This window comes from Streptomyces sp. NPDC047079, from assembly GCF_040643755.1.
GTDB lineage: Bacteria > Actinomycetota > Actinomycetes > Streptomycetales > Streptomycetaceae > Streptomyces.
The window spans coordinates 1-14,679 of the sequence record NZ_JBEYUZ010000052.1 but is presented as its reverse complement, the minus strand read 5'-3'; the positions used below and the strand labels follow the sequence as shown (position 1 = coordinate 14,679).

Sequence of the window (14,679 nt, the reverse complement as noted above, 5' to 3'; positions counted from 1 at the left end):
CCTCACGGAACTCGGCGTCGTAGATGCGCTTCCTGGATGCCATGACCCCCAACCATCCCTCCGGTCACGGTCTCCACAGTAGGAGGGGAGGTGCATCATGGTCCTGATCGCACCGCAACTCTCGCCGGTAGACGGCGTCGCCGCAGTACAGGGCATACACCGCAGGGACCTGCAGCAGATCCGAGGCTCGTATCAGAGACCCGAGCTGGTTACCGTTGTTGTAGTTGTAGTCGATGTGCCAGCGCTGCCCCTTTTTCTTTAAATTCTTCGCCTGTACGAGCACTCCGAACGCCTCGTGGGACGCCGAATCCACGAACCACCACAGCCAGTCAGCCCCGACCCGGGACTCCTCGTACCGGGTGAAAGAGACATACGACAGCTCTGGGTGCACCGCCATGAGCAGAAGATCCGTGGCCGTCTCCTCGGACCACGTGACGTTGCCCTGGGAAAGCCACTTGGTCGTGAACGTGTCGACGGCGGTGCGGCCGCGGACGAGTGCTGCGCGCACGCCTTGGGCCTGCTCTTGGGTGTCACTCACAGCAGTGGGCGTACCGCACAACACGGTCCAGCAGAAGAGACTTGCAACCCGCAGGTGTCTCTGCCCCCAGCGTCGCGCGAATCACGGCTCGCCCCCGAACGGATCGAACAGCCGTCCGACCTCGAGATGCGGTGGCATCAACGGCCATCAACCATCCGGGCGGGGTCTGTCAAATGAAGGAACGGTGTACCAGGGTGGTTGGGTTACTGGTGGCTGCTGAGGAGCGTCTATCAAAGGTGATGTCAAAGGCGTCCAACGCCGTCTTCCAGCGACTGGTCCAGCGGGCCTGGCCTTTGCCGGTAGGGTCGAGCGACACGATCGCCATGTAGATGCACTTCGTCGGTGTCACCGCTGGCCACCCTCTGATCCTCCTCGGAGCGCCCCGGGTCAAACTCAGCTATTGAGGAGGATCGCGCCGGCTTCGCCGGTTCGCCCGGGCCTGGTCGAAGAACACACGTGCAACGGGCTGCAGATCTTCGGGAGCGCGGCCATGGGCTGCCGGGCGGCCGCCGCGGCTCTTGACGCACTGGACGCTGACGGTGTCCAGCGCTCGAACGAGGTGATTCCCGGTCGCTGATCCCTCAGGGCTGCACCGGAAGGCGACGGCACACGCCGTGCATGAGGGGCAAGAACCGAGCATCGGGTGGACGCCCGGTTGAGGCGGTCGGAGGTCCGGGGCGAGGTGGATCACCGAGCAGGCGTTCCGGTGATGCACAACTACGGGCATGGGGGTGATGGGGTGACCTTGTCGTGGGGGCGGTTAGATCTCCTGCGCAGACGCACAGTAGCGCCGACGTACCGAGCCAGTCCCTTCGTCAGGATGCGCCGGCGCGCAGATGATCTTTGATGGTGCCCTGCATTTCGGTGAGCCACTGGCGCAGGGAGACGCCCTCAGGGGGGTAGACCCAAAGGCCGAGGATCTTCGTCACGCGGTTGAGTTCACTGTCGTCCTGCACTAGGGAGAGGAGGCGACCAATATCCCGTGCCGCTTGCAAATGTGCCTCACTGGGGTTACCTGAGAGGTAATCATCAAGAGCATCCTTGTGAGACTCGTACTCCTGACTGAAGTACTGGTGAAAGTAAGCACCGAGCAACTGGCCCAGCTCGTAGAAACGTTTGTTCCATTCCCAGTCGGTCTGTGGGAGAGCCGACTCCTCGTAGGGGCCGCCGTCCCTGATCCGGTCGAGGTGGTTGCGGATCAAGGCCAGGCACTCCTCCACGCTGCGTCCGGCCGGAGGGTTGATGTGCGGTAGAAGGTCCACGTCGTCAGCGATCTCGTCACTGAACAATCCAAACTGCAGGAGATCGTCGATCTCGCTGATGACCCCGTCCAGGAGTCCAGGCACATTTACGGCATAGCGTACATACGCCTGAAGCGCAGGCCCGGCCTTCTCAGGGGTGTCCGTGAAGGTCCAGCCAGCGGAGGCATAGGAATCGAGCAGCTCCTGAAGCTCTGGAAAGCGCGCTTCTCTCAGCAGGTAATCGTCAGGAAGATCCATGGACTGACTCTTGTTCTCAGGCGACGGGGTAAGAAGTATGGATACGGAAACCACTCGGCATGTTGGGATCACGGCGCAGAATCAGCTTCACCTTGTCCACATTATGAGGGCCAGTGCCTCGGATGAAGTCCTCCCTGGTCATGCCACGACCAGTGACTTCGCCAGCGAAGTCAACCTTGATCACCAACTGCCTGCTCGTCGTCTTCTCGATCCAGCGTTTCACCTGTTGCTGGCGGGCCAGAAGCGCGCGGTCCGTGAAATCCTGCGCCGACGCCTCGTCGATGAAACTCGAGCTCCCGTCGATGGTCTCATCCGCTCGCAGCCGGGCCCGCAGCTCGCGGTCGGTCTTTTCGATGTGCCTTTCCAGCGTGTGGGAATAGGACTTGGGGGTTCCCTTTCCTTCGTCACCGGCCAGATCCGCTCGGTACTTCGGCTTGACCGCGCCCTTGCGTTTGCTGCGTGGCCAGGCGTTGGGCTCACCGTCGCCCTTGATGAGCAGTCCGAGGTCTTCGAGGCTGGTGGGCGTGCCGCCGGGTACCGCGAGCTCGGGGCCGAATGAGGGTATGCGGACGCCTCCGAGAAGCTCGGTCCAGCCGCCCGCGTCGCCTGCCGCGCGGACCGCTGATCCTCCTCCGCCCAGGGCGCCGCCCAGGAGCGCGCCGTAGACCCCGGCCTGCCGGGCCTCGTCGAGGTTGATGCCGGTCTTCTGCTCGCCCAGGGCGATGGCCGTGGGCTGGGCGACGGCCAGGTCCACCGTGATGGACTCCACCCCGCCGAAGGCGGCCGTGGCCAGGGTGGTGCCGGCGATCGCGGCGACCTCCTCGGTCACCGCCACGCCCAAGGATGCGGCGAGTTCGGTAACGCCCGCCGCCGCTGCCGCCGCGGCGCCCTCGGACATGCCGGCGGTGAAGACCGCCAGAGCGGTGCCCGCGACGAGCGTCGCGCCGACGATCTCCAGCTCGTGTTCGAGGTGCTTCTTCGCGCCGTGCACCGCATCCGCGTAGGAGTCCAGCGCCTTGGCCATGTCCCGGGCCGCGTCCGCCAGGTCCTTGAGCCAGCCCCGGCCGCCGTCGTAGTAGCGGCGCCAGAAGGTGTCGAAGGCGTCGATCGACTCGCCCTTTTTGTCGGCGATCAGCGCACGGGCCGCCTTGTTCGCCGCCGCCGTGATGTCGTCGACATCGTCGGCGAAGGACCGCCATGCCCGGGCCGCGTCCCGCAGTCCGTCCTCGTCGGCGGCGGGCCACCACATGCCCGTCAGGTCCTGGACGACCTTGCGTGCCTTGTCCGCGACACTCACGTGCCGTCACCTGTGGCGTGGCGGCCGAACATGCCCCGGATGCGTTCCTCGTTGTCGATGTGCTTGTCGGCCATGTCCACCAGGCCCGCGTGGATGCTGGCCAGGCCTTCGACGAGGATCTGCGCGGAGTGCTCGATCTGCGTGACGTGCGGGGCGTAGGCGGTGTGGAACTTCTGTCCCTGCTCGTCGTCGCCCCACGGGGCGCCCGCCGCGGCCAGACCTTGCTTCAGCGTGGTCAGCGCGTGTGCGAGCGCGACGCTTTCGCGGTGGAACGCGGGCGCCGCGGTCTTGATGTCGTCGACCTTGATGTCGATTAACTTGTCCTTGCCGCCCATGAGTTGGCGTCTTCCCCTTCCGCCGATCGCCCGGGCATTCGACCCTAGCCGCCGATTGATGACGTCACGCAAAGTCGGGGCAAAGATCCGTTCGGTGACCGTGAGTTCCCTCACGGACCGGTACCACATCGGGGGTTAGAGGTCGTTTTCTTCCGGTGTTTCATCCCGAGATTGACTGCTTCATGACGGTCTTGGGGTCGCGTCAGGAGGTGGCGTTCTCCCCTGTGAGGCGGTGGGCCCTGAGGTCGGTCATGGCGATGTGAGTCATGGCTTCGGAGCGGACGGGGAGGGTTTCGCAGTCGCGGGCGAGACGCCGGTGGAGCATGAGCCAGCTGTAGGTCCGCTCGACCGTCCAGTGTTTCAGGATCGGGGCGAACGCTCACCCCAGCGCCGGCCGGCGCTCGGCCGGGTTTACGCCTTGCGGCAACGCGGCTGGCTTCGTACCCGGCCGAGGGGTGGGGTGGCAGCGATACCGCCGTCACTCCACCCCCTGATGCCGCTGTTCAACGCTCAGCACCCACCGCCGCGTACAGCGGCAATCGGCCGCGCCTCTTCGTTAGTCAGCGGTGGCGCCGACCGCCCCAGGAGAGGGTCTGTACGGTCTTCGGTGTAACTCCCGATCATGGAAGTAGCACCTGATGAGCGACGTGACTGTCTCTTCCGAGGCGGTTGAAGAGGTCCGGCCTGCTGAGTTGTCGGCGGACGTGCTGGACGAGCAACTGATCGGGCAGTTGGTCGACCGGGCCCGCGCGAGCGGCCTCCAGCTGACCGGTGAGGGCGGCCTGCTGCAGCAGCTGACCAAGCGCGTGCTGGAGTCCGCGCTCGAAGGGGAGATCACGGACCACCTCGGCTACGAGAAACACGACCCGGCCGGTGCCGGCAGTGGCAACAGCCGCAACGGGACCCGGTCCAAGACCGTGCTGACCGACGTCGGGCCGGTGGAGATCACGGTGCCACGTGACCGCGACGGCAGCTTCGAGCCGCAGATCGTCAAGAAGCGGCAGCGGCGGCTGACCGGCGTCGACGAGATGGTCCTGTCGCTGTCCGCGCGTGGCCTGACGCACGGTGACATCTCCGCCCACCTGGCCGAGGTCTACGGCGCGAGCGTGTCCAAGCAGACCATCTCGACCATCACCGACAAGGTCATGGACGGGATGGCCGAGTGGCAGAACCGGCCGCTGGACCCGGTCTATCCGGTGATCTTCATCGACTGCGTGCACGTGAAGGTACGCGACGGGCAGGTGGCGAACCGGCCGATCTACGTCGCCCTGGCGGTCACGGTGGACGGCACCCGCGACATCCTCGGCCTGTGGGCCGGCGACGGCGGCGAGGGTGCCAAGTACTGGCTCCAGGTCCTGACCGAGATCAAGAATCGCGGCGTCGAGGACGTGTGCATGGTCGTCTGCGACGGGCTCAAGGGCCTGCCCGACTCGATCTCGGCGGTCTGGCCCCAGGCGGTCACCCAGACCTGTGTCGTCCACCTGATCCGGGCCTCGTTCCGCTACGCAGGCCGCCAGGACTGGGACAAGATCTCCCGCGCGCTCAAGCCGGTCTACACGGCTCCGACCGCGAGCGCGGCGGAAGACCGGTTCCTGGAGTTCCAGGAGGAGTGGGGCGCCAAGTATCCGGCGATCGTGCGACTTTGGGAGAACGCCTGGGCCGAGTTCGTGCCCTTCCTTCAGTTCGACGCCGAGATCCGCCGCGTCGTCTGCACCACCAACGCGATCGAGTCGGTCAACGCTCGCATACGGAAAGCCGTCCGGGCCCGGGGGCACTTCTCGAACGAGGCCGCAGCCCTCAAATGTGTCTACATGGCCGTCATGAGTCTGGACCCCACCGGCCAGGGACGCAAACGCTGGACCATGCGTTGGAAGCCCGCCCTGCAGGCTTTCGATATCGCCTTCGACGGCCGACTCTCCGTCGGCCGCCGCTAACTCACACCACCCGAGTTACACCGTCGGCTGGACAGACCCCCGAGAGGCAGACGTAACGGAGTCCTACCAGGTCAGGTAGGCGTCGGTCACGTGGCGTCCGTCCGGTGCCGGGATGAGAAGGACGGCGTGACGCGAGCGGCCGGTCAGCAGACGGCCCGGTGAGGACACCGGCGGCGGCGCGGCATCGGGGTCCGGGCCCTCGACGGGGTCACCGTCGTCGGGGTCGGGGTGGGGCAGCGGTTCCTCCCACGGGCAGTGGTCCACTTGGTCCGGCCAGGACGGGTCGGGCTTGGGGATGCCGGCCAGGAGGGTCTCGTACAGGGTCCGGCCCAGGGGGTGGAAGGACAGACTCGAGCGCAGTGGGCCAGCTTTGGCCCGGTTGAGGGAGCGGCCGCCTACGGTGCGCACAGACCATTGTCCGGCCGCGCCGTAGTAGTGGTGGATGAGCATGTGCCACAGCGCCTGGGCGCTGGGCACCGGCTGCGGGTCGCTGTTGGAGTGCGGGCTGAGCCAGGAAAGGTTGTTGCCCTCGGGGCGGCCGAAGACCAGCTTGTTGACGCCGGCGCGTTGCGGGCACTGGCTGGCCAGTCTCGGGTCTTGCAGGAACGGCCGCTCCGGGTGGAACAGGTCCCAGATGTAGGCGTCGAAGTAGGCATGAACGGCGTCGGGGTCGAACCCGGCGGGATGCGCCAGTAACTCCCTTCGCTGTGCGGCTCACTGACGTGCCGTCATGCGCCGCTGTCCTCGTGCGTCCAGGCCGCTGACCCGTGCGGCCATCACCACGAGCAGGCGCAAGACGGCAGATGCCGCCGGCGGGACGGGAAGTGCCAGGTCCTTGATGAGGTGTGCGCGCAGCAGCACGTCCCGCCATCCCAGCTCCTCCTGGCGCTCGTCCGGGAAGAGGACAGGAATACACGGTTCTTTGTCGGTTTCAAAAATCGGGGAAGACACACAGGATCCATTGCCGGGTGCGAACAAAAGAGGGACTTCCGGGAAGATTCGCGCGCCGGAGCGGGAATTCTGCGCACGCCAGGACACCAGGGCGCACCAGGGCGGCAGGAAGGGAAGGGGCAGACGGTCAGGGCGCGGGCCGGGTCAGGCCATGCCGACGTGCCGCCCCTGCACCACGGGGGCACCAAGGGTGCGGTGCACACAGCGCAGCAGGCAGGGCGCGCGAGACCGGACTCGAACGTCAGTCCGGCTCCGCGTTTCCATATTAGCCATAGACGAGCAGCTTCCGAACCACATAGTCCAGCCGACAATTACCGGTCGGTGCCCCTTTTTTGAACGTAAGTCATTTCCGGACCGCACTCCTCAATCCGTGCCGACGGTGCGACGGCTGTCACTTCTCATTTCGATGTCACTGCCGGTTCTCGCTCAGATGTCAGGCATTCCTGTCTGGTCCCAGCCGCGGCAGGGGGCATCGGATGAGAAGCCCTGGCGGCCTGGGATGAGAATTCGCGGCCTTCTCTCTTCTGGCACCCGGCAGCTGCGTGCCCCGGGCAGGAAGGTCCGGCCTTCCTGCAACGGCGATGCCCGTGAAGGGGTTCGGGCGGGCGGCGTGAGGCGGGAAGCGGGAAGCGGTTCAGTCTTCGGTGTGGACCAGTCCCAGGGCGCCGTCGAGGTGCAGACGGTGCCGGCCAAAGCGCACCGGCCGGGAGGGATCGCCGGCGTCCTGCGGGAGCAGGACGAGGTCGGCGAGGAGGGCGTGGCTGCGCCAGGAGGCGGGGATGTGGTGGTCTCTTGTGCGTCCGGCGACCCAGGCGGCGGGGACGGGCAGGGTGTGCTGGAGGATCGTGCGGATCTGGGCGGTGGTCGGTTTGCGGTGCTCGGGCAGCGGCCGGGTGCCGGCCGCGTCCAGAGTGAGGCGGCCGCATGACATTCGGTAGACGGGCAGGAGGCCGCGGGGCATAGCGCCCAGGCGGGTGGCGGCCTCGCGGGGGTGCAGGTTCTGGCGGTGCAGATCGGACAGCAAGAGGGTGTCGTGCCACGCCGGGACCAGGTGCAGCAGGCTGTGGTGTTCCTCGGTGCGGATGCGGGCCTGGTGCAGGGTGTGGCTGCGGCGCAGGGCGGCATCGGTGCGGGCCAGGGCGTCGGCGTCTCCGTGTACGGCTTCCACGAGCTGCTGCACATCGTCGGGCAGGGTGAGCGGCTGCTCGGGCCGTCGGGCGAGATAGGCGGCGGTGGCGAGCGGCAGGAACGGGGAGTCCAACGGGCGGCAGGCGGGCGGCAAAAGGGTGCGGCCGCGATGGTCGGTGGGCTCCAGGACGATCAGGCGGGGGCGCCCGCCGCACAGCCAGTCGGGCCGCTTGATGTGGTCAAAGCGCCACAGGCGGCCCAGGCGTTGCAGGAGGGTGTGCAGGGGCGCCAGGTCGCTGACCATGACGTCGACGTCGATATTGAGGCTCATATCCAGCAGACTGGTCGTGACGACCACCAGCCGCCCGGGGCGCTCGCCGGCTGAGGCCAGGGCGGTGCGGATACGGCGGGTGAGAGCCTCGCGTTGGTGGCCGGGCAGGCGGGCGTGCAGCAGGAGCAGCTGGCCGTCAGGGCCGCCGTCCGGCCAGTCGAGGGCGGTACGCAGATGCGTGTAGGTGGTCTGGGCGTCGGCCATGGTGGCGCAATACACCGCCGCGCAGCCGCCCGAGCGGGCGACAGGGGCGATCTCCTGAGTGATCCGCTCCAGGCGGCTCTCCCGGGCAGGTGTGTCTTCGGGGTCGGCGCAGGAGGAGTGGCGCACCGAGTGGAGACGAAGGTCGGCGCGGCGGCGGTGGCGGTCGGCGTGGGCTTCGGCCGCGGCCGGGTCGATGCGGGTGAGGGAGGCGTCCGAGGCGGCGGCGTAGAGCCAGCCCGGGTAGGGGGGCCGGCAGTCCAGGTGGGCTGTTGCGGGGTGCGGGTGGCCGGCGCCGTCGAGATAGCTGCGGACGAGCTGGCTGCTGATGTGGCCGGGCAGGGTCGCGGACAGCAGCACCACGGGACAGCCCAGGGCGCCGAGCCAGTGCAGCAGCCGGGACAGTGTCTGCCGCATGAACGGAGGCAGGGCATGGACTTCGTCGACGATGACCGTCCGCCCGCACAGGGCCAGCATGCGCAGGGCGCTGAAGCGGACCGGCAGGACGGCCATGAGGGCCTGGTCGTGGGTGGCGACGGTGAACTGGGCCAGCAGGGCCCTGTCCCAGCCGCGCAGCCAGCCGTCGGGCACCGTCACGCGTTCTTCGGGCCGCTCCCCCGCAGCTGGCCTGCCCTCGTCATCGTCGCCGTCGTCGCTGTCGCTGTCGCTGTCGGGCCAGTAGGCGTCGCTGGTGGAGGGTTCGTGGGCGGCCAGGCGGTGGTCGGTGTAGGCGGTGTTGTCGTAGCTGTGGCTGTGGACCAGGGAGACCGGGGCGTGCTCGGGATGGTGGGCCGCGACGTAGGCCTCGAGCATGTCGTAGGCGGCGTCGGTGGTGGCCATGGTCGGCAGCAGCCACAGGATGCCGGCCGTGTCCCCGCAGGCATTGAAGATACGTGCTGCTTCCAGCGCGGTGACGCTCTTTCCGCCGCCGGTGGCGTCGGTGACCACCAGGATGCCGGGCCCCTTCTCGCCCACCGCGGCAGTGAGTTGCCCGATCACCGAGGCCTGCAGGGCGTTCGGCCTCTCCAGACCGCCGTGGGCCTGGGTGAACGGCACCTGCGGCAGGGTGATGCGGCCCAGCCCGGACTCCTCGACCACAGCGGGGGCGTCCCGGACGGCCTGGGCAAAGTGCTCGCCGGCGCCGAAGGCGGGCGCCTGGGCTTTGGGCAGCCAGTAGTGGCGCTGGCTGGCCAGCCGGTCCGCGATGATGCCGATTCCGGTGATCAGCACGGCCGCCGGCACCGACACGTCCGCGGGCACCGCGGTGGCGGCGGTCAGATGGCGCAGCAGGGCGAAGTAGCGGCGGCGCAGATCCTGCCAGGCCGGCCCGCCCAGGGCGAGGTTGACCCGGGAGGCTTTGGCCGCACCGTCGATGTCGACCTGCAGGAACCGGCCGTGGTGGCCGCCCAGAATCTGGGCAACGAGCACTCCGGGGCTGTCGGAGGTGTCCGCCGGATAGCCGGCCTCGGCCAGCAGGTGCAGCACACTGTGCATGGACGCCCGTTCGTGCGGCATACGCTGCCAGTCACGGATGTCCGCGCGCAGGATGTCGCTGACCCGGGCCCAGGGATACGCCTCCTGTTCCTGGAAAGCCGACAACTTGCCTAGATCGTGCAGGCCGGCGATGAACATCACCAGACAGCGCGTCTCGGCCCGGGTGAGCCCCAGCCCGGCGGCGATCAGCCGACGCTGACCGCGGGTCAGATACCGGTCCCAGACCACGCCCGCGAGCGCCGCGACATCCAACAGATGAAACAGCAACGGATACACCGCCCACGCGCCACGGTCGAACTTGCCCCACGGCGTCAGATCGATCCCGCCGCGCCGGGCATCCTCCCGCACCCCCACCGAAAGCTCCCGCTCTACGTCAACCCACCCTCGAATCAGGGGCGTTGCGCCTATCCTGCCGCATGCAGAGACGTCTCCCCCGGCACGCGTCCCTGGGAGGGCAGGGTGTAGCCTGCGATCCGGAGCTCACCGGTTTCCTCATCCTGTGAGGGTGCGCCCCTGCTGGTCATCGTGAACCACTCAGGGACCTACTCCTTCCCCACACGCGTGGGGATCAGCCGTACAGCAGGGCGGCCAGCTGGGCGATACGCGGCCCTCCCCATGCACGCGGGGGTCTGTCCAGCGTGTAGTGGTCGCACGCTTGCAGGGCTTCGCCGTCCACACTCGCGTTGGGGTCAACCCAACTGCTGGACGTGGTTGCGATGGATCACGCCTATCCCCACGGACGTGGGGATTGTCCCCCTTGTGGGCCGCAGACCTTGATCGGTCCATCGTCTCCCCACACACGTGGGGGTCTGTCCTGGACACCGCCCTGGACGCCATCGACCGCCCTTGTCTTCCCCACACATGGGGGTCTGTCCAGCACGCGGGGAAAGGCGGGATACCAGCGGGGTGCCCTCCCCACGTGTGTGGGTTGTTGTTCCCTGACTTCCGTGATGACGGACGCACTGTATCCGTCCTCCCCACACACGTGGGGGTCTGTCGCGGATCGCTCTGGACGAGAACCGGCCCATGCTGTTTTCCCTACACGCGTGGGGGTCTGCCTCACTTCATCGCCGCTGCGGAGCATCAAGCTGCGTCTTCCCCACACTCGTGGGGGTTCATCGTTCCGGGGCTGGGCGCGCCTGACCGCCCAAGGGAATCCTCCCCACTCACATGGGGGTCTGTCCGGCCCAGACGCACCGCACTGACGCGCCGACACTCTTCCCAACACGCGTGGGGGTCTGCCCCCCGTCGTCGAACAGATTTTCCTGGGCCAGCGGTCTCTTCCCCACGTGCCGTGGGGGTCTGTCCAGGGTGTTGATACTGCCGAAGGTCCGCTCGGCGTCTTCCCCACACACGTGGGGGTGTGTCGCGGATGCCGCGGCCGGTGATGGGCTGTCACCGGTACTCCCACACGCGCGGGGTCGGTCGAGCGTGTTGACGCTGCCGAAGTTGCGCTCGGCGTCCCTACACGTGTGGGGGTCTTCCCGGCTGATGGATATGATCTCGATGAATCCAGGAACACTCCCCACGTGCCGTGGGGGTCGATCCCGGCCAATGGAATGGATGATCCGGCTCAGGCTGTGCTTCCCCGTACGGATGAGGGCGGTCTGACACGGCAGCTGTAGTTCTTGATCGTCCAACTGTTCGCGCTGGGGCAATGGGGGCGAGGTGGCTGTGGACGTGGGAACGGTCACAGCGACGATGATCGTTTGTGAGGACGAACCGTGACGCGGTGGCCGTGGAGGCCGCGATAGCCGGGCAGGAGTGGGCCGACGCGTTCGGGTCGCTGATGGCCGAGGTGGCGGACTGCCCCCGCGCCGGGAGCCGCGGATGCTTGCCCGGGAGATCACCTGGGCGATGTTGATGGGGCTGGAGCGGGTGAACCGAGGAGGTAGTACGAACACTTGATGCATGTCGTCGGGCGGGCAGGTGCATCCGACGACGCCCACCTGTCTACCAGGGGCACCCGATGGCTGGTCTGCACGCTCCAGTCGCTGCGCACCGACCTCAGCTGTGACCCAGGCTGCGTTGGGACGAGCGCGGCCCTGCCTGCCCCGCGGGCTGCGAGTCGACCACGAGCAGCCCAACGGGGCACGAGGGCCCGTTCAGTGCCCAGCAGCCACATCCCCGGGGACAGCTACGCACCGGTAGGCCGATGGCGCAGTAGGCCGTGGCGCCCGCCCAGGGGGAGAGGCAGCCTCGACAAGGACGGCATCGTGCAGGAATGGGGGTGCGCGGCCTCCGCCGCGTCAAGGTGCCGTTACCCCGCTGTGACGGCCCCCGCCCAGCGGCCGTCACAGCGGCCGACTGCTACTGCGCTGGCACTGTTGCCTGGTAGGTGAGGATCTCCGTCCCGTCGCCCTCGTCACCGTTGTCCGGCGCCACCCACATCGTCAGCTTGTTGCCGTCGGCTGCGATCTTGAAGGGGTTGCGGGTGGCCACGTGTCCGGCAGTGGACCACTGCTGGAAGGGGACCTCGTGCAGCAGCTCGTGGGCGTGCACGTCGAGCAGGCCGATACCGCCGAGTTCGTACGTGGCGGAGGCGCCGCCGGCGGCGGGGGTCTGGGGAAGGTTTGTGATGCCGCCGCAGATCATCTTGTGGGCGGGCAGGCTCTGGCAGTCCTGGTAGTCGATGAAGTGGCCAGGGTTGTCCCAGGAGGCGAGCTGCTTGCCGTCCAGGTTCCACTCGATGAAGCGGCGCGAGCCCCAGGTCTGGCCGATCAGGTGCCCGGTGGCCTTGTCGCGGACGACACCGCCGACGTGGTCGTCGAACGTGAACTGCTTGTGGACCTCCAGGGTCTTCGCGTCGACGCGGTACATGGTGGCCGCGCTATTGGGCCGGTACTCGGCCACCGGCACCCACACCGAGGTGCCGTCGAAGTCGATGCCGGAGGGGTGGTACATGTTGCCCTCGCCGAGGACGATGTCCTTCTGCAGGTTCCCCTTGCGGTCCATCACGAAGAGGTGCCCGATGCCCTTGCCCGGCGTGCGGTCGTAACGGCCTTGCGGGACCGGGTACTTGACGGTCGGCTCGATGATCTGCACGGAGGACAGGAAGATGCGGTCACCGGCGAACGCGATGCCCTCCGGGTGGTACGTATGGAACTTCAGCTGGAGTTTGTCGACCAGGTTCCAAGCGGTGCTTCGGGTCACCGCGGAGAAGTCGGCCGCCACGCCGGCGGCGGGCGTGCTCGGAGCGGCGGCAGTGGCGGCGGCGGTCGCCGCGCCCCCGGCGACGAGCACCAGTGACGCGGCCGCTATCGTCGCGCGCCGGGTGATTGCGATCTTCGTGTTCTTCATGATGAACCTCTTGCTGCGGTTTGCCCCAGGACGCGGCGAACCTATGCGCAGACCATGAATGCCAGACGATGTGATCGACAACGGTCACGGAACAGCTCGTTCACGGCAGCTGTGGTTCTTGATCTTCACGGTGGGGCCAGGTCGTCGCGTCTGCGGTGATGTTGTTCCAGAGGCGGTGGGCTGCGGCGGCCCGACGCTGGTGTTGGCGGCGCCAGGCGGACCAGTGCAGGAGATGGTCCAGGTCTCGACGCGGGCGGGGCAGCACGGTGGCCCGCAGGAGGCGGAGCAGTTCGCGGGCGCTGACCGGGACGAGTCGGCCGCGGGTGGCGTGGGCGGTGGTGCGCAGGCGGGTGACGGCGAGGACGGCGGCGGCGAGCATGCTGATTAGGCTCCAGCGCATCCAGGAGTTCCAGCAGGTGGTCTGGCCCTGGTCGAGGCCGCAGGCACTCTTGCCGAGTTGGAAGTCCTCTTCGATCTTCCAGCGGCAGCAGATCACCTCGACCAGTGTGGCCAGGGCGACGAGGGTGGCGCAATAGCAGCGGTAGAAGGAGAGTTCGCCGGTGTAGCGGTGACGGCGGATGACCAGGTGGGAGTGGCCGGCTGCGTGTCCGGTGGGGGTGTCGTCGGCGGGCACGTCGATCAGGGCCCAGTCGTAGTGGCGGTCGCCCTTGAGTCCGTGGCCGGTGCGCATGCGTGCCCAGGCGTTCTTGGGGACCTGGCCGGCGAGTTCGGCGGCGGTGAAGGTGCCGGCGGAGGTGGCCACGCGGTGGTCCGTCTTGACGGCCACGGTGTAGTCGAAGCCCAGGCGGCGGGCGGCCAGGCGCAGTTCGCGTCCGCCGTACACCTCGTCGGCGGCCATCCAGCGGGCGTGGATGCCCAGGGTGCTGGCGCGTTCGAGCATGCCGGCGGACAGCTGTGGCTTGGTGGCGAACTCCCGTTCGTCGGGGACGTGGGTGAGCAGGCGCCGCTCTTCGTCGGCGGCCCAGGCGGCGGTCAGGTACAGTTCCCGGTCGATCATCGCGTGGCCGCGTCGGGAGGCGTAGGTGAGGTGGACGGCGACCTGGCACAGGCCCACGCCGCCCAGGGCTCCGGAGTACTGGTGGGCCGCTCCGACGGCGTCGGTGCAAGACTTCTCGTCGCCCGTCTCATCCACCACCAGCACGGCCTGGTCATCGGCGAGTTCGCTGGTGATCCACGCGGCGAGGCGGTCGCGGGCCAGATCGTGGTCGACGCGGGCGCGGGCGAGGAAGTGCTGCAGGCGGTGCGGACCGCAGTGACCCAGAGCCTCGGCGAGCGTCCAGCAGTTGCGGGTGTCCAGCTCCATCAGCATCGCCTCGCACATCTCCCCTGCCAGCAGGCGGGGTTCACGCCGAGTGAAGCAGTCCGCCACCGCGGCCATCGCCGCCCCTATGACGTCCGTCCACGCACGCTCGGCTATCGCGGCCTCCGCGGCCACCTGGTCCTTGATCGTCGTCACAATCATTCATGATCACGGTGGCCGTTCCCCTGCCCGCGGCGCCCCGGCAGCCGCCCTGACCAGCACGGACAGGCCGACGATCAAGAACTACAGCTGCCGTGTCTGAGCTTGGCGTTTAACCTCGCGGGTCACTCGTCCTGCTGACCTGCGGTTCTTCACGGGACAGCGGAGGCGGCCGTTCTCCACGCTTCGAG

8 protein-coding genes and 2 pseudogenes are annotated in these 14,679 nt (G+C 67.8%); 1 reads left to right on the top strand and 9 read right to left on the bottom strand.

Annotated features, from left to right (window positions below; translation table 11 throughout):
• Nucleotides 1-64: 64 nt before the first annotated feature.
• From ABZ823_RS30425 to ABZ823_RS30405, 5 genes and pseudogenes are all read right to left on the bottom strand, one after another.
• On the bottom strand, nucleotides 65-538 hold the full coding sequence (locus tag ABZ823_RS30425) for a DUF6615 family protein (RefSeq protein WP_361666063.1): 474 nt from the start codon (nucleotides 536-538) through the stop codon (nucleotides 65-67).
• Between the two features lie 815 nt (nucleotides 539-1,353).
• Nucleotides 1,354-2,037, bottom strand: coding sequence for a contact-dependent growth inhibition system immunity protein (locus ABZ823_RS30420; protein ID WP_361666062.1), 684 nt, complete (start codon nucleotides 2,035-2,037; stop codon nucleotides 1,354-1,356).
• A gap of 16 nt (nucleotides 2,038-2,053) precedes the next feature.
• Entirely contained in the window at nucleotides 2,054-3,334 is a 1,281-nt protein-coding gene (locus tag ABZ823_RS30415) for an RNase A-like domain-containing protein (RefSeq protein ID WP_361666061.1), read from the bottom strand.
• Nucleotides 3,331-3,669, bottom strand: a complete 339-nt coding sequence (locus ABZ823_RS30410; RefSeq protein WP_361666060.1) for a hypothetical protein — start codon at nucleotides 3,667-3,669, stop codon at nucleotides 3,331-3,333. Before ABZ823_RS30410 ends, ABZ823_RS30415 begins: the two co-directional genes overlap by 4 nt.
• Before the next feature lie 202 nt (nucleotides 3,670-3,871).
• Nucleotides 3,872-4,045 (bottom strand): annotated as a pseudogene (locus ABZ823_RS30405) (IS5/IS1182 family transposase); the annotation flags it as partial.
• Between the two features lie 262 nt (nucleotides 4,046-4,307).
• Between ABZ823_RS30405 and ABZ823_RS30400 the strand changes: the two are divergent.
• The gene (locus tag ABZ823_RS30400) at nucleotides 4,308-5,603 is read left to right on the top strand and encodes an IS256 family transposase (RefSeq protein WP_361666059.1); all 1,296 of its coding nucleotides are present in this window, start codon (nucleotides 4,308-4,310) and stop codon (nucleotides 5,601-5,603) included.
• 63 nt (nucleotides 5,604-5,666) lie between these two features.
• Here ABZ823_RS30400 and casA read toward each other — a convergent pair.
• From casA to ABZ823_RS30380, 4 genes and pseudogenes are all read right to left on the bottom strand, one after another.
• Nucleotides 5,667-6,554, bottom strand: a pseudogene (gene casA, locus ABZ823_RS30395) (type I-E CRISPR-associated protein Cse1/CasA).
• A gap of 634 nt (nucleotides 6,555-7,188) precedes the next feature.
• Entirely contained in the window at nucleotides 7,189-10,062 is a 2,874-nt protein-coding gene (gene cas3 / locus ABZ823_RS30390) for a CRISPR-associated helicase Cas3' (protein WP_361666058.1), read from the bottom strand.
• 1,956 nt (nucleotides 10,063-12,018) lie between these two features.
• A complete protein-coding gene (locus ABZ823_RS30385; RefSeq protein ID WP_361666057.1) occupies nucleotides 12,019-13,008 on the bottom strand; it encodes a DUF6454 family protein in 990 nt (329 codons plus the stop codon).
• Between the two features lie 100 nt (nucleotides 13,009-13,108).
• Entirely contained in the window at nucleotides 13,109-14,491 is a 1,383-nt protein-coding gene (locus tag ABZ823_RS30380; RefSeq protein ID WP_361666056.1) for an IS701 family transposase, read from the bottom strand.
• Nucleotides 14,492-14,679: the final 188 nt, after the last annotated feature.

Bases quoted from the DNA above. Each gene is read 5' to 3' on its own strand.
- ABZ823_RS30420 (WP_361666062.1), bottom strand. From the start codon at position 2,037: ATGGATCTTCCTGACGATTACCTGCTGAGAGAAGCGCGCTTTCCAGAG.
- ABZ823_RS30410 (WP_361666060.1), bottom strand. From the start codon at position 3,669: ATGGGCGGCAAGGACAAGTTAATCGACATCAAGGTCGACGACATCAAG.
- ABZ823_RS30400 (WP_361666059.1), top strand. From the start codon at position 4,308: ATGAGCGACGTGACTGTCTCTTCCGAGGCGGTTGAAGAGGTCCGGCCT.
- ABZ823_RS30385 (WP_361666057.1), bottom strand. From the start codon at position 13,008: ATGAAGAACACGAAGATCGCAATCACCCGGCGCGCGACGATAGCGGCC.
- ABZ823_RS30380 (WP_361666056.1), bottom strand. From the start codon at position 14,491: ATGATTGTGACGACGATCAAGGACCAGGTGGCCGCGGAGGCCGCGATA.